Origin of the sequence: Streptomyces fuscichromogenes (assembly GCF_014645815.1) — a bacterium.
Lineage (GTDB): Bacteria > Actinomycetota > Actinomycetes > Streptomycetales > Streptomycetaceae > Streptomyces > Streptomyces fuscichromogenes.
In genome coordinates this window covers 117,592-136,322 of record NZ_BMML01000011.1, presented here as the reverse complement: position 1 = coordinate 136,322, position 18,731 = coordinate 117,592, and the positions used below count along the sequence as shown (strand labels likewise).

The following is an 18,731-nucleotide window of genomic DNA, read 5'->3' as shown; positions in this document are numbered from 1 at the left end:
TTCCGGCTTCCTTCCGCAAGAGGCTCCGGGCGAGGGTGGCCCGTTCCGGCTCCGTACGCTTGTGAAACCCGGACCTGGATTCCCCTCGGCCCGGCTGTGCGTCGACCACCGGGGTCGTCGGCTTCTCGTCAGCGCAAGGTGTCAGAATGTGAGGTGTCTGCTGCCGGGCCGAACTTGGGTTTCGGCCCGGCAGCAGACGTTCAGCCCGTCAGGCTCGGGACCGTACCCGACTCATCAGTCCGCACCCGCGTCGTACGCGGCGACCAGAGCCGAGCTGACCGCGACCCCGCCGGCGAACGCGGCGGCGGCAGCCACAATGGTCATCACCGGGGCGAGGTCGTTCATGACTTGGGCCGGCTGTTCCTCGATAGGAAGCACCAGCGTCGAGTTGACGAAAGACTCCATGCTGCTCACAGCAAAATCCCTCCCTTCGAAAATCGGACGGAGAACGCATCGACCTGTCGAGCCTCAGCCGACGGCCTTGCCCAGCGCGTACGCGCCGACCACAGCCGCGCCGCCGGCCACGGCAGCGCCCGCCAGAAGCGCGACGGTCATGACGACCGCGGCATCGTTCATGACCTGGCCCGGCTGCTCCTCGATCGGAAGCACCAGCGTCGAATTGACGAAAAACTCCATGCTGCTCACAGCAAAATCCCTCCCTTCGAAAATCGCACGGCACATTTCTGCGACAGCGGTGTCGACGGCCGAACGAAGACAGGGCATACGGGAGAGATCCCCGTAAGAAATGGCACACCTGCACCTTTTCGGCGAGGTGCCACGCATGCGATGCAAGCGCTATCATCACACGCGGAACGACCCGCGTCCCGTTTCCGGAGAAGCATTCCGTTCACATGGCGAGCGGGCCGGGCTCCATGAACGACCCACGTCCGCTACGCGCCATTCCATGCCGTACATTCGAGGCGACCCGCCAACATCTCGCCACGCACGGAACAGTAGATCCACCGTTCACGTCATGTCCATGGATCGCATTCGGAGGGTCACGTTCCGAAGTGAGCAGAACCCATGCGGGGCGCTATGACATCCGTCATCCGGAGGCATGACATGTCTCACTGTGACCCCCATGCGGGCGGCGCCAGAATGAGGAACATGCGATCCTTGAATCCCAACAATGTGATTGACGTCACAGACCTTTGGCGCCGATACGGGCCTCCAGGAAAAGGCGGCTTCTCCGCGGTGCGCGGCGTCTCATTCTCCGTCGCCAGGGGCGAGCTATTCGCCCTCTTAGGAACGAATGGTGCAGGAAAGACCTCCACGGTCGAACTCGTCGAAGGGCTCGCCAAGCCCACACAGGGGTCCATCCGCCTCTTCGGCGGCTATGACCCCTACACCGATCGCGTTCGCGTCCGGCCACGCACAGGCGTGATGCTCCAGGAAGGCGGATTCGCCTCCGACCTCACGGTCGCCGAGACTGTTGACATGTGGGCGAAATGCACCACCAACCCCCGCCCCGTGGACGAAGCGATGTCCATGACGGGGCTCGCCGCCAGGGCCGGCACTCTGGTCAAGAACCTCTCCGGGGGCGAGAAGCGCCGCCTGGACCTGAGCCTCGCCGTACTGGGATACCCGGAACTGCTCTTCCTCGACGAACCCACGGCCGGCATGGACCCCGAAGGACGCCGACAGACGTGGCAGTTGATCGAGGAACTCCAGGAGCAGGACACGACCATCGTGCTCACCACCCACTACCTGGAGGAGGCCGAACGCCTGGCCGACCGTCTGGCGATCATGCACCGGGGACGCATCGCGGCCACAGGAACAGTGGCTGAGATCGTCTCGGCCCATCCTTCGTACCTCTTCTTCCGCCTGCCGCCGGATGTCGGCCTCACCGACCTGCCGCCGCAGGCAGATCTGGGAGCCATGAACATCAGCGAGAGCGAAGGCACCGTCCACCTGGCCACGCAGGACCTGCAGTTCACCGCGACCGAGGCACTCATGTGGGCACGCGACAAAGGTATCGGGCTGGACCAGTTGCACGCACGCTCGGCGTCGCTCGAAGAAGCCTTCCTCCACATCGCCCAGTCCGAAGAGACCAAGGAAACCGGCGCATGAGCCACCGCACGCACCTGGCCGCACTGGGCCGCGCCGAACTCACCCTTCTCCTGCGCAGCAAGGCGAATCTGTTCAGCGTGCTGATCATCCCCGTCATGTTGGTCGGAACCATGAAAGTCGTGATGGCCCAGTTCGACCTCGCGGCTGCCGGGCTCTCCGTCGGCCCCGTCATGATTTCCACAGCGGCGGGAATCGTTCTCCTCATGGCCCTGTACACACCGCTGACGAGCACGTACGTCATGCGCCGCGAGCAGTTGCTGCTCAAACGGCTGCGCAGCGGAGAAGTCGCCGACCTGACGATCCTGTTGGGCTCGGCTCTGCCCGTTGTCGCCGTGGTCCCGTTCCAGTTCGCCCTCATCTCGACGGCCATCACCCTGATCGCGGACGAGGGCGGACCACGGTCCCCGCAACTGGCGGTCGTCGGAATCCTGCTGGGAGCCGTGCTGGTCACCGCGCTGGCCGCACTCACCACGGTGCTGGCCCGAACGGCGGAGAGCGCGCAAGTCGCCGTCCTCCCGGGCATGTTCCTGCTTCCTCTGACCTCAGGAACGTACATACCGCTGGAGGTCTATCCGCACGTCCTCCAGGAGGTGTTCCGCTTCTTCCCGCTGACACCTGTCACTGACCTGGTGAGGGCCGGCTGGACCGGATCGATGACAGCGGCCCAGGCGGCGGTGCGCGTGATGACGCTTCTCGTCTGGATCACGCTGGTCGCCTTCGCCGCCAGGCGTTGGTTCCGCTGGGAGCCCCGTACGTGAGCAGACGCCCGCTCAGCAACGTCCAGCAGTTCACGAGAGCCTCCCGCTGGATTCTCTGCTGCGTGCCTTGGCTCCTGATGTTCGTCCTGATCCGTCCCATCCCTCATGGAGCCACGTTGGCCAGCCAGGCCACGCCGCTCACCTGGGTTTTCATAGTCCTCTACCTGGCTCAGACCGCTGTGGCGACCATGACCCTCGCATCGCTTCGGCAACCACGGAACAGGATCCTTGTCGGTGTCACGGTGGCCTGTGCCGCCGATCTCGGCTACCTCGTATGGGACGGCGTACACATTGCCCGTCTCTCCCCGGAGTCCACCGCCTTCGCCGCCTCCGTGATCATGATTCCTCTGGCGTCCGTATGGGCCGCCACCCCCAGGTGGGCCTACAGCGCCGTCGCTGCCGCGGCCTGTTTCGCCTGCGCCGCCATTTCGCCGGCTGTCTGGCGTGTCGGCCTGTTGGCCTGCGCGGCGGTCTGGGCGTCCGTCCTGCTCGGCGTCCATTCCTCGTTGTGGTCACTGAACATCATGCGGCGGCTGGACGCCGCGCGGGAGACGCAGGCCAACCTCGCCGTCGCCGAGGAACGGCTCCGGATCGCCCGGGACCTGCACGACGTACTCGGTCGCAACCTCGCCATCGTCGCCTTCAAGGGCGAACTCGCCGCACGGCTCACCGGAGGGATTCCCCAAGTCCAGTCGGAACTGGAGGAGATCCAACGACTGGTGCGCGAGTCCCAGCAAGAGGTGCACACCGTGGTCAACGGCTACCGCACCGCCGACCTCGCCACAGAACTCGACGGAGCCACGGCCGTACTGAGATCGGCGGGCATCGCCTGCCGCGTCCATCGAGACGTGCCGGAGGATCGGATCACGCCGGACGCGCAGGCGGCACTGGGCTGGGTCATACGAGAAGGCATCACCAACGTCATCCGGCACTCCCAGGCCCGTACCTGCACCATCCGCCTTGTTTCGGACCCCAGTCAACTGGTGATCAGCGTCACCAACGATCAGGTCCTTCACACCGGCACGAGTGGCGGCGGCACAGGACTGTCCGGCCTCACTCAGCGCATCAGCAGTCTGGGCGGATCACTGACACACGGTCCAGGCCCCAAGAACACCTTCCGGCTCATCGCTACACTCCCCCACGACAGCAAGGATTGACACGTTGATCCGCGTTCTGCTCGCCGAGGACGAAAACCTCATACGCGGCGCCCTGGCATCACTTCTCTCCCTGGAAGAGGACATAGAAGTCGTTGCTCAGGCATCCACCGGCAAGGAGGCCGTGGCCATGGCCTGCAAACACGCACCCGACGTCGCGGTCCTCGATCTGCTGATGCCTCAGGGGGACGGCATCAGCGTCACCCAGGCCATAGCCGCCAAGGTGCCGTCCTGTCGCTGCCTCATCGTCACCAGCCACGGCGCACCCGGAAACTTCAAGCGGGCCCTCGCCGCAGGCGTCATGGGTTTCGCGTCAAAGAATCTCTCCGCACGGGACCTGGCCGACATCATCCGCACCGTCCACGCCGGCCGCCGCTATGTCGAGCCGTCCATCACGGCGAACGCCATCAAAGCCGGTGAGTCTCCGCTGACCGCCCGAGAGGCGGACATACTCCATCTCGCCTCGGACGGGGCACCGGTCAGTGAAGTCGCCGAACGCGCCGTCCTCACCCCCGGCACCGTACGCAACTACCTGTCGAGTGCCATCAGCAAGCTCGGGGTGAGCAACCGCCACGAAGCGGTGAGCAAAGCCCGCGAGCACGGCTGGATCAGATGACGCCCGACTTCGCCGTCCCCGGCGAGAGACCTCAACGACGGGCGGCCGGAGGGAGTACCTGCGCTGCCGGTGGTGGAAAATTTCCAGGCACTCGATGAGCGCGGTGGACAGCTCCGGACGGGTCCGCCACCTCTGCCGTTACCGACTTCGGGGTCTGAATCAGTGTCTGGACCAGTGATGCGGTCCGTCCGGGCTGGTACGCCGGAGGCATGCGGCATCCGGACGGGGGCGGTCGTCAATCGACCAGCCCACCGCCCGGCGTGCGGACGCACCCAGGAGCACCGCGCCTGGTGTGCAGTGGGAGCATCCCGAACGAAGCCCCCAGTGAGCGGTGTCATGGGTCGGATCACCATGCCACGCACTCGGTGGGGCCGACAGCGGACGCCCTAGCCAGCACTCGGAGTGTCGAGCTTCGGCTCAGGGTTCACGCCTGTCCTTCACGGCCACCACGCCGTCGCGAACGCTGTCGTAGAGCGTTCCGTCCGGGCCGAGGGAGAGGATCATGCCGACGTCGTTGTAACTGCCGCCGGCGCCGACGCGCTGCTTCCATACCGTCTTGCCGGTACCGAAGTCGATGGCTTCGGCATACCAGACGTAGGTCCCGCCGGCGGCCAGCCCGGGGTCCTGGGCCGAACCGTAGACGAGGCCGGTGGACGTGGACAGTACGGGAACGCTCCTCATCTTGACCGGGTTGGTCCACTTGGTCACGCACCGGCCGCCGGGAGTGACGTCGACACGCTGCATCCCGCCCGTCATGCCGGTGTCGTCGTTCCAAGAACCATTGATGTCAGCGCCGGGGAAGAACGCGGGCTGGCCGTAGGTGTCCTGCGCCACGATGCTCGCCACTCCGTCGGCGACGTACCCGATCATGCCGTTGTCAGCACTGCTGACGCTCCCGGTACCCAGGGGCACGGAGCACACCAGCTGGGAGCCTCCGTCACGGACGGCCTGCTGCCGGTAGACGCGGATACCGGACCGGCCGTCGGCGTTGTCGGCGATCGCAACGTACTGGCTTCCCAGCACCGTGGGCGTGGTGCCCGAACCCCGGGTGAGCCCTCCGAGCTTTCCACCGCTCCCGGCGTCGTACGTCTCGTCCCACAGGGTCCTGGGCGATTGCCTGGTGCCGGGGCCGAACGCGTAGAAGTGCCCCTTGGCGTTCGCGTGGTCGGCGTCGCCTGCAGGGCCGGTGACGACGTAGGCGGTGGTGTCCTTGACGGCGAAGCCGTTCTCCACCACCTGGTCCTTCAGGTGCAGGGTGCGCACCTGGCCGTCTTCGGTGATACGGCCGACCGTGGTGGTGGTCGCGGTCTGCTCGTTGACCCCGGTGATCGCTCCGGTGACGAACCAGATGCCGCCGCCGGTGTCGAAGGCCGCGGAGTGCAGGCTTTCCCCCTCGCCCAGCACTCCCATGGATGCCAGGTCGATCTCCCGTTCCAGGGTGATGGTCGTCTTGCGAGAGGTGTCGGTGCGCTGCAGCACGTAGACACGCCCCTGCTTGGTGGTGGCCAGGATCTCCCCGTCGGCCTTCTGGTACATGTACCCGTTGAGCTGTTGCCCTTCGGGAGCGGACCAGCTGGCCTTCACGGCCATGGTCGTCGGGTCCACCGCGGTGATCGCGCTGTACATGGCGTCGGACATGTCCAGTGGGGCCGCCGTCATCCGGCCGTCCGGCAGCGGGAAGAGGAGAACGGGGCCACCGCCGCCGGACATGCTCTTGACCTGGGTGCCCGCGCCGAGCGGAGCGGGGCCGTCGTACGTCTTGGTGTTACCGCTGTCTCCGTGGACACCCGAGACCTGCGGGCGCATCACCGGCTTCGGCGGAAGAGGCTGTGCCGTAGCCGGGCTGCCGACGAAGTCCGGTCCGGCGGACGGGTCCTGGGTGCTGGGGATGGGGGGTGGCGGAACAGAGGCGGCCGGTGCCGCGAAAGCACCCCCCGCCGTTGCCACAAGGGTCACGACGGCAGCGGAGAGGGCAGGGCGCAGGAACCTTCGCGAGGCTGAGGACGTCTTGCTGCTCGGCACTCTGGGCATGGGCATGACCAGCCCTTTCACAGGAATTGAATTCCGCTTTCCGGTTGGATGCAAGCAGGACGACGAACCCGGGCGCAACGGAAGCCGGAGCCGTCTGCGGAAAATGCGACCGCGGGACGAAGCAGGCCGCTACCGCGGTACTGTCTCGCCTCCCCAGGGGCGGTCGGTGCGGCGTGGACCCCGCATGGCAGGATCTGACGGGTGACGACAGGGAAGATCCGGGTGCTCGTCGCCGACGACCAAGAACTCGTGCGTACCGGTTTTCGGTTGATCCTCGACACCCAGCCCGAAATGCAGGTGGTGGCAGAGGCGGCCGACGGTGTCGAATGCGTGGAACTGGCCCGGCGGCTACGCCCGGACGTGTGCCTGGTGGACATCCGGATGCCGAGGCTGAACGGGCTCGAGGTGACCCGGCTGCTGGCCGGCCCGGAGCTGCGCGATCCTCTGAACGTGGTAGTGATCACCACCTTCGACCAGGACGACTACGTCGCCTCCGCACTGCGCGCCGGCGCCTGCGGTTTCCTCCTCAAGGACGCCTCACCGGCCCTGCTGGTCGAAGCGGTGCGCGCCGCCGCCCGAGGTGACGCGCTGATCTCACCGAAGGTCACGGTACGGCTGCTGAGGCGCCTGGAGGAGTTCGAGCGGACCGCAGCCGACGCCACGTCAGGTAGAAGTGAACTCAGTGATCGCGAGCTGGACATCGTGAGACTCGTGGCGATCGGGCGCACCAATCAGGAAATCTGCGACGAGCTGATCCTGTCGCTGTCGTCGGTCAAGACCTACCTGGGCCGGATCCAGGGCAAGCTCGGTGCACGCAACCGCGTGGAGATCGCAGCGTGGGCATGGAAGCAGGATGTCGTCCGGCCAACCGGCTGAGCCGGGAATCCTTCGAGCCTCAGCCCCTGCTCGCGGGCACGCTCTCGGTCGCCCCGTGGTAGCCGGCAGAGACGAGCGGGACCACGGCCCTTGTGCTCCAACCCCCATCGGAGGTGGGGCCGGTGTGCAAAGTTCCGTCCAGGGCCTCGATACGCTCACGCAGGCCGACCAGTCCGAAACCGCCCCGGCCGCCGGCCGGCGGTGCGCCGCGACGGTCCGGCGCGGTGTTGACGACCGCCACGAGCAGCCGCCCACGGTCCACGTCGAGCCGCACGTTCACGTCGGCGTCAGGGGCGTGGCGGCGTGCGTTGGTCAGGGCCTCCTGCACGACGCGGTGGACTGAGGTCTCCACCTCCGGTGTCAGCCGGGCGGTGCGCACGGCCGAGGCAACGTCAAGTCGCGCCTGACCTTCTTCCCTGGTCCCGACGCCGGTCGCGGTGAAGTCCGAGACCAGTCGGCCCAGCTCGGTGAAGAGTTCGCCGGGTTGCAGACCACCGCGTTCCTCCGCGCGCAGGATGTGCACCAGCCGGCGCATGGACGAGAGTGTCTCCGAGCCTGACCTGGTGATGGTCAGCAGGATAGGTTCGATCGCCTCGGGCGAGGTCGCGTGCACGGCCAGGGCCGCGTTCGCCTGCACGATCATCCCGGTGACGTGGTGCGCGACGAAGTCGTGCAACTCCCGTGCCAACTCAAGGCGTTCGTCCTGCCTGACCTCGACGAGGGCGCGTGCTCTGCGAGCCTGGAGGAGCCTCAGATAGGCGCCGAGGCTGGTGAAGGCCACGACGCAGACAAGAAGCACGAAACAACTGCCCAGAGTGCGCGGGTCGCCGTCGACGCGCAGGGGATGCAGCAGCACCGCGACGCTGAGGGCCGCGCCCATGCCGAAGGCGACACCCGGCCGTGGCACCTGTCGCACCGAGAGCGTGATGAGCGCGAGCAGGCTCACTGTCTCCAGGGCCCCCCAGGAGGCAGGGCCCTGGCGGTAGGGGATCGCAGGGGCCCACACGGTCAGCGCGGTGGACAGCACTGCCGCGATCCCCGCACGCCATGCCAGCGACGGACGCCGGTCCGTGCGCAGGAGGGCTGCCGCGGCCAGCGGTCCGGAGCCGAGGGTGGTCAGCCCCACGGTCGGCGAGTCGGCCTGGAGGGGTTTGTACACCAGTCGAGCCAGGTCCATGATCCAGACCAGGACGAAGACGACACAGACGCCGACCGTGATCAGGCGCTGCGCTCGAACTGAGAAGAGAACGTCGGAATCCACATCGAGCAGCCTACGTAAGGCGCAGGAGGAGCGGTGTCGGCCGTTCGGCCGACGTCCGGCCCGGATCGGGGACGGATGGCCGACGAGGACAGGGCGCCAGGCATTCCACGATGGCGACGGCATCCCGCCTTCAGAGATCCTTACCCGTGAACGGAGTGCGCCTTCGTGGCCAAATACCTCTACAGGCTCGGCAGGTTCGCCTTTCGCAGGCGGCGCGTGGTCGTGGCGTTCTGGCTGGTGTTGCTGGCGTTGACCGGTGCCGCCGCCGCATCCGCGTCGACGCCCAAGGCCACCTCCTTCTCCCTGCCGGGGACGGAGTCGCAGAACGCCTTCGACCTGCTCTCGCAACGGTTCCCCGGGTCGTACGCCGACGGCGCGACCGCCCGCGTGGTGTTCAAGGCGCCCGACGGTGAGAAGATCACCGACGCGTCCAACAAGGCGGACGTGGAAAAGGTCGTGGCGGGCCTCAAGGACAGCTCTCCCCAGGTGGCGCGGGTCGTGGACCCGTTCGCCGCGCAGGCGGTCAGCCGGGACGGCACCGCCGCGTACATCCAGGTGTCCTACAAGGTGCCCGCGTTCGAACTGGACGACTCGGTCCCGGACAAGGTCTTCGCGATCGCCGATCACGCCCGGCAGCAAGGGCTGACCGTCGAGGCCGGAGGCGACGCCCTCCGGGAGAAGACCCACACCGGAGCCACCGAACTCATCGGCGTGGGCGTCGCCGCCGTCACCCTGTTCATCACCTTCGGGTCGCTCGTCGCCGCCGGGCTGCCGCTGCTCACGGCCCTCACCGGGGTGGGCATCGGCGTGGCCGGGATCATCGCCCTGGCCAACACCCTCGACCTGGGCAGCACCACCAGCGTCCTGGCGACCATGCTCGGACTCGCCGTCGCCATCGACTACGCCCTGTTCATCGTCTCCCGCTACCGCACCGAGCTGGCCCACACCGACGACCGGGAACACGCGGTCGGCCGGGCGGTGGGCACGGCGGGATCCGCGGTCGTCTTCGCAGGCCTGACCGTGATCATCGCCCTGGCCGGTCTGGCCGTGGTCAACGTGCCTCCCCTCACCAAGATGGGGCTGGCCGCCGCCGCGACCGTCGCGCTCTCCGTGGTGATCGCGATCACCATGATCCCCGCGCTGATCGGGTTCGCGGGCCACCGCCTCCTCCCCCGCAAGGCCCGCGAGGCAGCCACGACCGACGGCAACCGGCCCAACCTGGGCACCCGCTGGGCACGGTTCGTGCTGCGCCGGCCGGTGACCGTGCTGCTCGTCGCGATGGTGGGGCTCGGGGTGGTCGCCGTACCGGCCACCTCCATGGAGCTGGCCCTGCCCGACGACGGCTCGCAGCCGACCTCCACGACCCAGCGCAAGGCGTACGACCTGCTGTCCGAGGAGTTCGGCCCCGGCGTCAACGGCCCGCTGATCGTCGTGGTCGATGGCAAGAGCGCCAGCGGCGGCGTCAAGGCCGTCACGACTGACACCGCGGCGAAGATACGCGCACTGGACGGTGTCGCATCGGTACTCCCGAGCACGGTCAACGCGACCGGGACCACGGCGATCATCCCGGTGGTCCCGAAGACCGGGCCCGGCGACGAGGCGACCAAGGATCTCGTCCACGCGATCCGGGACACCGGAAGCGGCATCAAGGCCGACACCGAAGCCACCGTCTACGTCACCGGCCGGGCCGCCATGAACATCGACTTCTCACAGCGGATGAGCGATGTCCTCCTGCCCTACCTGGCTCTGGTCGTCGGCCTCGCCTTCATCCTGCTGATCGTCGTCTTCCGTTCCCTGCTGGTCCCGCTGAAGGCCGCACTGGGCTTCCTCTTCTCCGTCGCCGCCAGCCTGGGAGCGGTGGTCGCGGTCTTCCAGTGGGGGTGGCTCGCCGGACTGTTCGGTGTCGAGGAGCCCGGGCCGGTGATGAGCATGATGCCGATCTTCCTGGTCGGCGTGGTATTCGGACTGGCCATGGACTACGAGGTCTTCCTGGTGACCCGAATGCGCGAGGCATACGTCCACGGGGAAGGACCGGGCCAGGCCGTCATCACCGGCTTCCAGCACGGCGCGAGGGTCGTCACCGCCGCCGCGACGATCATGATCGCGGTGTTCGCGGGCTTCATCGGAGCGACCGACTCCATGGTGAAAATGATCGGCTTCGGCCTCGCCGTCGCCGTCTTCCTCGACGCCTTCGTCGTCCGCATGACCATCGTCCCAGCCGTGCTGGCGCTCCTGGGCAAGCGAGCCTGGTGGCTGCCCAGGTGGCTCGACAGGGCCCTGCCCGACGTGGACATCGAGGGGGCCGGCCTGACCACTGAACCCGCGCCACCCCTGACTGACAAGCCCCGGCAATCCGCGTCCGCATGACCCGCCACCCGGTAGGTCGCGCGCTACGTGAGCCGCGCCGCGAAACCGTCACAGCACGGCTCTCGGAGCCGTTCCCTCCCGCCGAGCGTTTCACGGAGACGCCCAGGATGACCAGGGTCCTGATCGTCGATCACGAAGTCTTACCCCGTCGCTCCTTCACCACGCTCCTGAACAGCCAGACCGGCGTGACGGTCGTCGGCGAGGCTCTCAGCGGTACCGAAGCACTACAGCAGGCGACGAGACTCGGCCCTGAAGTCGTCGTACTGAACGTGCACATGCACGACGTGGACGGCGCTGAGACGACCCGTCGCATCGTCGGGTCGTGCAGAACCCGTGTCCTCGCAGTGGCCAGTGGCGAGCTCGACGAGCGCGCCTACGCCGTCCTTCGTGCCGGAGCCAGTGGCTTCCTCCAAACGAACACGTCGCCCGGGCAACTCGTCGCCGGCATCCACGCCGTGGCCGCCGGACACACCGTCCTGGCACCGGGTCTGGGCAGCCGGCTGGTCAACACGGTGACCGACAGTCTGATCCGCACATCCACGCTGGCGCAGCGCCTCACCACGCTGACCCAGCGCGAACGGGAAATCCTCACAGCGGTCGCGACCGGTCACAACAACACCAAGATCGCCGAGACCCTCCACCTGGCCGAATCCACCGTCAAATCACATGTGAGCCGGATGTTCTCCAAAATCGGCGTCACGGACCGCGTCGAGGCAGCCATCTTCGCCTACGACACCAGGCTCGTCCGCCCGTCCTGAGCACAACCGAGTCGAGACCTGCCGGGGGCCCGCCCCCGGCAGGTCTCGACTCGGTGAGGACGGCCTGCGCCTGTCAGTACCCGATGCGTCACCGGTCTCGACCGGACTCCGCGCTCGTACAGTGCCCGCACGTCCCCGGTCAGCAGCTGCTGCCGCTCGTCCTCGGACAGGGGCAGGGTCTCCAACGCCGCCGCGGCGTTCTCTCGCGGCCCCGCCCGCAGCTGTGGGTCCCGGCCGGCCCGGTGGCACAACCAGTTGAGTGTGTACGCGCGAGCCAGCCGGGCGGCGTCACCGTACCCATGCTGCGAAGGCATGTCCCTCTCCGTTCTCATGGTCGAGATGGCGCAGTGTCAGGTCCTCACCGGCCCCGGGGAGCGCGATCCAGCAGAGGAGTTCGCCGGCGACGGTATCGGCGTCGGCGAGCGTGTCGGGGGTCGTCTCCCGCAGGAGCTCATCGACGCTGCCGGTGCGTATCCTGTCGGCGACGAGGGAGGCCCAGTCGGCGCGGGGGGGATGGCGTAGGACTGCCCCGCCGGCACACGCGGGCTGCCGACGTCGAGGGAGAAGCTCCCGCTCGCCGCCGGCCGGACGGAGAACTGCCAGATCGGTGTCTTCGCCGCTTACACCTCAGCCCACGGCCGCGCCTTGGTCGACCGCGAGCTCTACCTCCCCAAGTCCTGGACCGAGGACCTGGAACGCTGCCGCGCTGCAAAGGTCCCCGACGAGCGGGAGTTTGCCACCAAGGGCGAACTGGCCCGCCACATGGTGTTGCGGGCCCTCGCCTCGCCGCTGCCCATCGACTGGGTGACCGCAGACTCCGCCTACGGGCAGGACAACCGATTCCGTCGGCTGCTGGAACAGTCGGGCGCCGGCTACGTGCTGGCCGTCCCCAAGTCCCAGTTCACCGTGGGCTGTCCCCGCATCGACGGCCTGTTCGCGCAAGCACCCAACGAGGCGTGGGAGAAGATCTCGTGCGGTGACGGCGCGAAGGGTCCCCGCATCTATCACTGGGCGGCGGTGCGGCTGCCAGCCGTCGCCGAGTTCGACTACCAGGGCGAAGTCTCCCGCCGGATGCGGTGGGCACTGGCCCGGCGAAGCATCAGCAGGCCGGACGAGGTCGCCTACTACCTCGCCTACGCGCCCCTGGAAACAACGGTCCAGGAGTTGGTGCGGGTCGCCGGGCACGCTGGGCGATCGAGGAGTGTTTCCAGGCTGCGAAGAACGAGTGCGGCCTGGATCAGTACGAGGTCCGCCGTTATGTGGGCTGGTATCGGCATGTCACCCTCGCCATGCTCGCGCACGCATTCCTGGCTGCCACGGCTCGTCAGGCCGAGGAAAAGGGGGCGCAACCGATGGGACCGTCGGGGCCATCGAGCTCACAGTGACGGAGGTTCGGCGACTCCTGGCAGCTTGTCGTCCCAGACCCCCGCACCTGCGCGGACATCAAGGACAACGTCACGCGCTGAGCTGGTCGAACTGGCGCCGCCAACGCCAGGCAATCGCCCGCCGCTGTCACTACCTGCGGCGTTGTCGCACGATCGAGGGGCGGTCTCCGTGAGACCGCCCCCGCACGTTCGAAGTCCCGCTACACTCCCGCCACCCGGCGAAAGACCAGGTCAGACAGCGAAATCCTGCTGGAGTACTAGTACTCCAGTTGTACTTCTTCATTTGGCCTGGTCACAGGGTCTTTTGTGAGTCTAGTGAGCTGATGCTCCGTCAGGGTGGTGGTGGTTCGTGACTCACCCGATCGGGGTGCGTGCGGCGCTGGTAGTGGCCGTGGCGGGCGATGGCCTGATGGCGTCGGCGCCAATGGGACCAGTGGAGCCGGTGCGCGGGTGACCCATGCCGGGCCGCGGAGGAACGGGCAAGGTCCAGGAGCCTCCGGACTTCTGCCACGGAGAGGGGAACGAGGCTGGTCGAACCGTTTCTCCGGCCCCCCTTTCGAGGGCATGGGCGGTCATGGCGGCCAGAAAGGCGTGCGCGAGCATGGCAAGGGTGATGTGGCGGTACCAGCCGACATAGCGGCGGACTTCGTACTGGTCCAGGCCGCATTCGTTCTTGGCGGCCTGGAAACACTCCTCGATGGCCCACCGGGCGCCGGCCACACGGACCAACTCCGTGACGACGGTGTCAGCCGGGGCAAACGCAAGGTAGTAGGCGACCTCGTCGGGACGGGCCAGGCTGCGGCGGGCCAGCACCCAGCGGCAGTGGGCAGGGTCTGAGCCATCGACGGTGGGCAGTTTGGCTGCGGCCCAGTCGTAGACTCGCGGCCCCTTCGCGCCGTCCCCGCAGGAGATTCGCTCCCCGGCATCGGGCGGGGCACCGGTCAGGACATGGTCGATACGCCAGCTCCCCGCAGGCGACTTGACCTGCTGCGACTTGGGCACTGCGAGCACATAGCCGACACCGGCTTCCTCCAGCATCCGCCGGAAGTGCCACTCTTGCCCGTAAGCCGCATCCGCGGTCACCCAGGTAACCGGCAGAGCAGAGTCCAGCGCCCGCTGAACCATGACGCGTGCCAGCTCCGGTTTGGTAGCGAAGGACTTCTCCTCAGGGATCCGGGCCGCGCGGCATCGGTCGGGATCCTCGGTCCAGGACTTGGGTAGGTAGAGCTCGCGGTCCACCAGCGCCCGGCCTCTGGCAGAAGCGTAGGCGGCGAACACCCCGATCTGGCAATTCTCCGTACGGCCCGCGGTGCCGGAATATTGCCGCTGTACCCCGGCGGAGACGGTGCCCTTCTTCAGGAAGCCCGTATCGTCGACGATCAGCACGCCGCCCGGCTGCCCGAGCCTCTCAGCCACGTAGTCCTGCAGGTCGTCGCGGATCCGGTCCGGATCCCACTGGCACCATGACAGCAACCGCTGCAGTCCATGCGGGGTGCCGTGGCCCGCATACTCGGCTATCTGCCAGCTGTTCTTCCTGCCCACCGGGCCCAGCAGGCCGCGCACGTAGTCCCGCATCCGCCGCCGGGGCTCAACGCGGCCGAAGCGCCCGCCCACCCGCTGGAGCAACGACTCCAACTCGGCATCCCACAGACCTACTTCGACATCGCTCTCCGTCTCCATGACTGGTTCAACGCACCCCGATCGGGTGAGTCACGAACCACCACCACCCTGACGGAGCATCAGCTCACTAGACTCACAAAAGACCCTGTGACCAGGCCAAATGAAGAAGTACAACTGGAGTACTAGTCGTCGCCCCCGCCCGCGGCAAGCTGATCGGGAGGTACGGATCCACCTCCCCGCCGACGGCCGCCGGTCTGCACCGTCCATGACGAGGTGATGGAGACTGCAGCCGCACCCAGGATTCGGCTGTCATCGGTCGATCCCCGCCGGGGGACACACCCGTTCCCGGCGAGGATCGACGTCCGATGCGGTCTCTTCGCACGAACCGTCAATACCGAGAACTCAGTTGTCGGTGAGGGCCGGCGTGGGCGCGGCGGTGATCACCACCTGGTCCGGATGCGCGGCCACCAGCGGGTCGGTGACCGACGCAGGGGCATCGGTTTCCACCACGACCCGGTCACTCGGCCCGTCATAGTGCACGGCCACCGTGTAGTTGGTGGTGTCGCTGCTGGCTGCCGAGATCTGATCGACGGCGTCGGTCTGGATGTCCTGGATCTGAGCTAGGGTGAACTGGGGGCTCTTGGCGGTGGTAGGGACGGGCCAGTCGGTCGGGACCTGCCCGGTGTCGGAGGTCCAGCCGGGCGGCTGCTGCAGGTGGTCGATGTCGCCGGTGCGGTCGGAGGGGAAGATGATGACCGGTCCGACCGTGGGGTCGTCGAAGGCGGTCAGCGCGCAGTTGTAGTCGGCCAGGGCCTGGACCTGCTGCCACTGCAGATCCGTCAGGCTGTCGGCGGAACCGTTGACCGGCGCGGCGGGCGTGGCCACCGCGTTGGCCACGGCTGTCTCGTGCTGCGCGCACTGGCCCGAGGGCGCCGCGTCGCTCTGGATCACGAGCTGTCCGGCGTACTGCGTGTTCAGCGGGTCGGTGACCGAGGAAGGGGCGTTGGTCTGGGCCACGACCTGGTCGGTCGGTCCGTCGTAGTAGACGTTCAGCCGGTAGGTGCTGTCGCCGTCCGGCTGCACCTGGGCGGTCACCGCGTCTTCCAGGTCGGAGATCTGCTGGAGCGTGAACAGCTGGCTCTTCGCGGTGGTCGGGGTGGGCCAGGAGGCCGGGGCGTTGCCGAACTCGTCGGTCCAGTCCGGCGGGGTCTGCAGGTTGTCGATGTCGCCGGTGTAGTCGGAGGGGAAGATGATGACCGGTCCCACGGTGGGGTCGTCGAAGGCCGATAGCGCGCCGTTGTAGGAGGCCATGGCCTGCAGCTGTGCCCACTGCTCCTCGGTCCCGGTAGCGATGGCCTGTACCTCGGACGAGCCCAGGCTCCGGTTGTAGACGCGGAAGTCGCGCATCCGGCCGTGGAAGTACAGGTCGCTGGAGTACAGGGAGCGTCCGATGTAGTCCGCGGTGGTCGTGCCGCCGCCGATCGAGCCCGGGGTGATGGTCACATTGGTGTTGCGGGCCTTCTCCACGCCGTTCTCGTACAGGATGCCGGTGGTGCCGGACTGGGTGTACGTCACGTGCTTCCACATGCCGCGCGCCAGCTGGTACGAGGTGCCCGGCCGGGTCTGCTGCTCGCCGTGGAAGTCGCCCTGTGTGACGGCGGTGCGGAACTGGTTGCCCGTGGAGAACAGGTAGCCGTTGCCGCTGCCGTTGCCGGTGTTGCCGAACCCGTACAGGAAGTAGGGCTTGCCCATGGTCTTGTCGATCCACACGTCGAAGTCGACCGTGATCGAGTTCAGCCCGGCCATGATGTTGTCCGGAACCTTGACGTAGGTGTTGGAGCCGTTGAAGCCCAGCCCTTGGTCGGCGCCCCAGTCGGCGGTGCCGTTGACGGTGCCGTCATGGTTCTGGCCGGAGGAGTCGTGGAGGACCGTGCCGGAGGTCTCGTCCATCTTGTAGCGCAGTATCAGGCCGTCGGTGATCGTGGCCTGCGCGGGTGCTGCGGTCGTCAGGGCCGCGCCGACGGCCAGCAGCAGGGCGGCGAGCACGCCAGCCGCGGCCCGCCGCCGTTTCGTGACCGGAGCGGAAGCGGTCGTACGATCCACGGTGGATCGGTTCGTTCTTCGCATCGTGTTCGTTCCTTCTGAAGCGGTGTGTGGCTGTCCGGTTCGGCGGCCGCGGTGCTCGGCAGGTGCGCCGGCAAGGGGGCGACTCCGCCGTGGGGCACCTGGGGCCTTGTCCGTGCAGCGGAGCCGAAGGTCCGCCGGGCCGGAGTCGCGACGAGGTCAGCGGCTCTTCGACGTGGCGAGGACGTACTGTGCGTAGAGGATCGCCGTGGTGAGGATGATGGACACGGCGCCGTGGATGGAGTCCCGGCGATAGCCCGTGAGCGGGTTGGGGTCGCGGTACCCGGCAGGCTGGTGGAGGAGCCAGTTGAAGCGGTCGCTGAGGAGTCCCCAGTTGTTCTCCTGGGCGGCCAGGCTCGGGTGCAGAACGGTGATGCCCCCGTTGTCCCAGCTGAACGCGAAGGAGTTGCTGTCTCGGATAGGACGGAACCGGGCCGCCTCCGAGATGAGCTGTGTCATCCTCAGAGCACCGCGCGCCCTGTCCTGGTTCGTGTAGTTCGGGTTGGCGTTGTAGAGGTACAGGGCGGCCGCGTTCATGGTCGGCCTGCTGATGGTCATGTTCGCGCGTCTCTCATTGGACACTCGTTCGAGGTCGGTGTAGTTCTCGCCGGCGACCCTCTGCATGTCCTTGGACTTGATGTAGTTGCCGCTTTCCCAGCGGGAGCGCTCACCGTCACTGGGGGTGCGGTCACCGAGGTAGTAGTACCGGTTGTGGACGTCCCACCAGCCGAGGAGGTACAGGTTGCTCCGGTCCAGTTGCAGGCGCACGTATCCGTTCAGATTCCCCGGAACGGTGCCGTCCTCCACGTGGATGTCCACCTGGAGGAAGTGTCCCGGATTGTTGTTCTGGGCGTGGTCGACCTGATAGGCGCTGCCCGCGCCGGCCACCGAGGTGGAACCGCCGTCGTTGATGAGTTCACGGATCCGGTTGATGAAGTTCACATAGTCCGTGGGCGTGGCCGAACCGAGGTACAGGGTGGGGTTGTTGTCCTCCGCGTGCGCCTTCTGCGCTCCCAACGGGCCGAACAGGGCGGCGACCATGGCCAGCACCAGGACGACCAACAGGATGGAGGTCCGGCCGTTGGCGAGGGCGCTGCCGTCGAAGAGGCCTCTGGACCGGCTCGGTGACGCGTCGGGGCGTCGGTTTGGCGAAGACCCGTCGGACGCTTCGCCGATGATGGGTATGGTCATGGTTGTTGCGTTCTCCATACGTGAAATGCCGGATGGCGGCTTCCCGCTTCGCGGGAGGGGATGAGATTCGCCCTGTCGGGGCGAGCTCTTCGGCACTGCATCGGGAGCGGTTGAGCTTCAGGCCCCGGATACCGGCGTGCGCCACGCTGTCACGCGCAGGTCTTTCGGGCTCCGCCCGCGATGACTTGGCCCGGCAAAAGCTTCGTCCGGGGACGCGACCCCGGACCATAGGTATTTATACGGGTCTTACGAGACGGGTGGTTTCTGGGTAGTCCACCGGGTGGCGACCTGCGCCCGGCTGCCGAAGCCGAGCTTGGCCCGGAAGTTTTCGATGTGGCCCTCAACCGTGCAGAGCGACAACACGAGTTCGTCGGCGATCTTCAAGTTGTTCATGCCTTTGGACACCCGCGCCGCTACGTCCCGATCCCTCTCGGCGAGGAACTCCGTGGACATACGTATGGTCCTGAACGAACTGCGCTCGCCATCCTGAGCGGGTTATGCGCGCCAGAGGCAGGCTGAG

General features: G+C 67.2%; 15 protein-coding genes and 2 pseudogenes. 9 read left to right on the top strand and 8 right to left on the bottom strand.

From position 1 onward, the window contains the following. Positions 1-234: 234 nt before the first annotated feature. Together IEZ11_RS24540 and IEZ11_RS24535 are read right to left on the bottom strand one after the other, a co-directional pair. Positions 235-414: a hypothetical protein gene (locus IEZ11_RS24540; protein ID WP_189265014.1), complete on the bottom strand. Its 180-nt coding sequence runs from the start codon at positions 412-414 to the stop codon at positions 235-237. Positions 415-468: 54 nt separating this feature from the next. Continuing rightward, a complete protein-coding gene (locus tag IEZ11_RS24535) occupies positions 469-645 on the bottom strand; it encodes a hypothetical protein (RefSeq protein ID WP_189265013.1) in 177 nt (58 codons plus the stop codon). A 462-nt stretch (positions 646-1,107) separates the two neighbouring features. On the opposite strand from IEZ11_RS24535, the gene IEZ11_RS24530 reads away from it, so the two are divergent. From IEZ11_RS24530 to IEZ11_RS24515, 4 genes are all read left to right on the top strand, one after another. Continuing rightward, the gene (locus IEZ11_RS24530; protein ID WP_189265012.1) at positions 1,108-2,070 is read left to right on the top strand and encodes an ABC transporter ATP-binding protein; all 963 of its coding nucleotides are present in this window, start codon (positions 1,108-1,110) and stop codon (positions 2,068-2,070) included. Then, positions 2,067-2,828 carry an ABC transporter permease gene (locus tag IEZ11_RS24525; RefSeq protein ID WP_189265011.1) on the top strand — a complete coding sequence of 254 codons (762 nt, stop codon included), beginning with the start codon at positions 2,067-2,069 and terminating at the stop codon, positions 2,826-2,828. The genes IEZ11_RS24530 and IEZ11_RS24525 overlap by 4 nt, the downstream gene beginning before the upstream one ends. A 116-nt stretch (positions 2,829-2,944) precedes the next feature. Then, positions 2,945-3,985, top strand: coding sequence for a sensor histidine kinase (locus IEZ11_RS24520; RefSeq protein WP_189265010.1), 1,041 nt, complete (start codon positions 2,945-2,947; stop codon positions 3,983-3,985). A 7-nt stretch (positions 3,986-3,992) separates the two neighbouring features. Continuing rightward, a complete protein-coding gene (locus IEZ11_RS24515; RefSeq protein WP_505996367.1) occupies positions 3,993-4,598 on the top strand; it encodes a response regulator in 606 nt (201 codons plus the stop codon). A 417-nt stretch (positions 4,599-5,015) separates the two neighbouring features. Here the strand turns inward: IEZ11_RS24515 and IEZ11_RS24510 are convergent, their stop codons facing one another. Next, positions 5,016-6,554 (bottom strand): PQQ-binding-like beta-propeller repeat protein, encoded by a 1,539-nt coding sequence (locus IEZ11_RS24510; RefSeq protein ID WP_189265009.1) that lies wholly within the window; start codon positions 6,552-6,554, stop codon positions 5,016-5,018. A gap of 276 nt (positions 6,555-6,830) precedes the next feature. Between IEZ11_RS24510 and IEZ11_RS24505 the strand changes: the two genes are divergently transcribed. Then, entirely contained in the window at positions 6,831-7,505 is a 675-nt protein-coding gene (locus IEZ11_RS24505) for a response regulator (RefSeq protein ID WP_189265008.1), read from the top strand. 19 nt (positions 7,506-7,524) lie between these two features. On the opposite strand, the gene IEZ11_RS24500 is transcribed toward IEZ11_RS24505, so the two are convergent. Next, complete coding sequence (locus IEZ11_RS24500) at positions 7,525-8,766, bottom strand: sensor histidine kinase (RefSeq protein ID WP_189265007.1); 1,242 nt, start codon at positions 8,764-8,766, stop codon at positions 7,525-7,527. A gap of 165 nt (positions 8,767-8,931) precedes the next feature. Here IEZ11_RS24500 and IEZ11_RS24495 point away from each other — a divergent pair, with 165 nt between their 5' ends. The 4 genes and pseudogenes from IEZ11_RS24495 to IEZ11_RS24480 form a co-directional block, all read left to right on the top strand. Then, complete coding sequence (locus IEZ11_RS24495; protein WP_189265006.1) at positions 8,932-11,133, top strand: MMPL family transporter; 2,202 nt, start codon at positions 8,932-8,934, stop codon at positions 11,131-11,133. A gap of 107 nt (positions 11,134-11,240) precedes the next feature. Continuing rightward, positions 11,241-11,891, top strand: coding sequence for a LuxR C-terminal-related transcriptional regulator (locus IEZ11_RS24490; protein ID WP_189265005.1), 651 nt, complete (start codon positions 11,241-11,243; stop codon positions 11,889-11,891). A 312-nt stretch (positions 11,892-12,203) separates the two neighbouring features. Further along, the gene (locus IEZ11_RS24485; protein ID WP_189265004.1) at positions 12,204-12,413 is read left to right on the top strand and encodes a hypothetical protein; all 210 of its coding nucleotides are present in this window, start codon (positions 12,204-12,206) and stop codon (positions 12,411-12,413) included. Between the two features lie 57 nt (positions 12,414-12,470). Further along, positions 12,471-13,276 (top strand): annotated as a pseudogene (locus IEZ11_RS24480) (IS701 family transposase); the annotation flags it as partial. Positions 13,277-13,807: 531 nt separating this feature from the next. On the opposite strand, the pseudogene IEZ11_RS24475 reads toward IEZ11_RS24480, so the two are convergent. From IEZ11_RS24475 to IEZ11_RS24460, 4 genes and pseudogenes are all read right to left on the bottom strand, one after another. Further along, positions 13,808-14,956: pseudogene (locus IEZ11_RS24475) on the bottom strand (IS701 family transposase); the annotation flags it as partial. 342 nt (positions 14,957-15,298) lie between these two features. Continuing rightward, entirely contained in the window at positions 15,299-16,999 is a 1,701-nt protein-coding gene (locus IEZ11_RS51035) for a LamG domain-containing protein (protein WP_229713319.1), read from the bottom strand. Between the two features lie 180 nt (positions 17,000-17,179). Beyond that, positions 17,180-18,211 (bottom strand): ribosome-inactivating family protein, encoded by a 1,032-nt coding sequence (locus IEZ11_RS24465; protein WP_189265003.1) that lies wholly within the window; start codon positions 18,209-18,211, stop codon positions 17,180-17,182. Positions 18,212-18,457: 246 nt separating this feature from the next. Further along, on the bottom strand, positions 18,458-18,664 hold the full coding sequence (locus tag IEZ11_RS24460; RefSeq protein ID WP_189265002.1) for a response regulator transcription factor: 207 nt from the start codon (positions 18,662-18,664) through the stop codon (positions 18,458-18,460). Positions 18,665-18,731: the final 67 nt, after the last annotated feature.

Coding starts and splice junctions, on each gene's coding strand:
- IEZ11_RS24485 (WP_189265004.1), top strand. CDS start 12,204: ATGTCCCTCTCCGTTCTCATGGTCGAGATGGCGCAGTGTCAGGTCCTC.
- IEZ11_RS24460 (WP_189265002.1), bottom strand. CDS start 18,664: ATGTCCACGGAGTTCCTCGCCGAGAGGGATCGGGACGTAGCGGCGCGG.
- IEZ11_RS24525 (WP_189265011.1), top strand. CDS start 2,067: ATGAGCCACCGCACGCACCTGGCCGCACTGGGCCGCGCCGAACTCACC.
- IEZ11_RS24530 (WP_189265012.1), top strand. CDS start 1,108: ATGCGATCCTTGAATCCCAACAATGTGATTGACGTCACAGACCTTTGG.
- IEZ11_RS24465 (WP_189265003.1), bottom strand. CDS start 18,211: ATGACCATACCCATCATCGGCGAAGCGTCCGACGGGTCTTCGCCAAAC.
- IEZ11_RS24490 (WP_189265005.1), top strand. CDS start 11,241: ATGACCAGGGTCCTGATCGTCGATCACGAAGTCTTACCCCGTCGCTCC.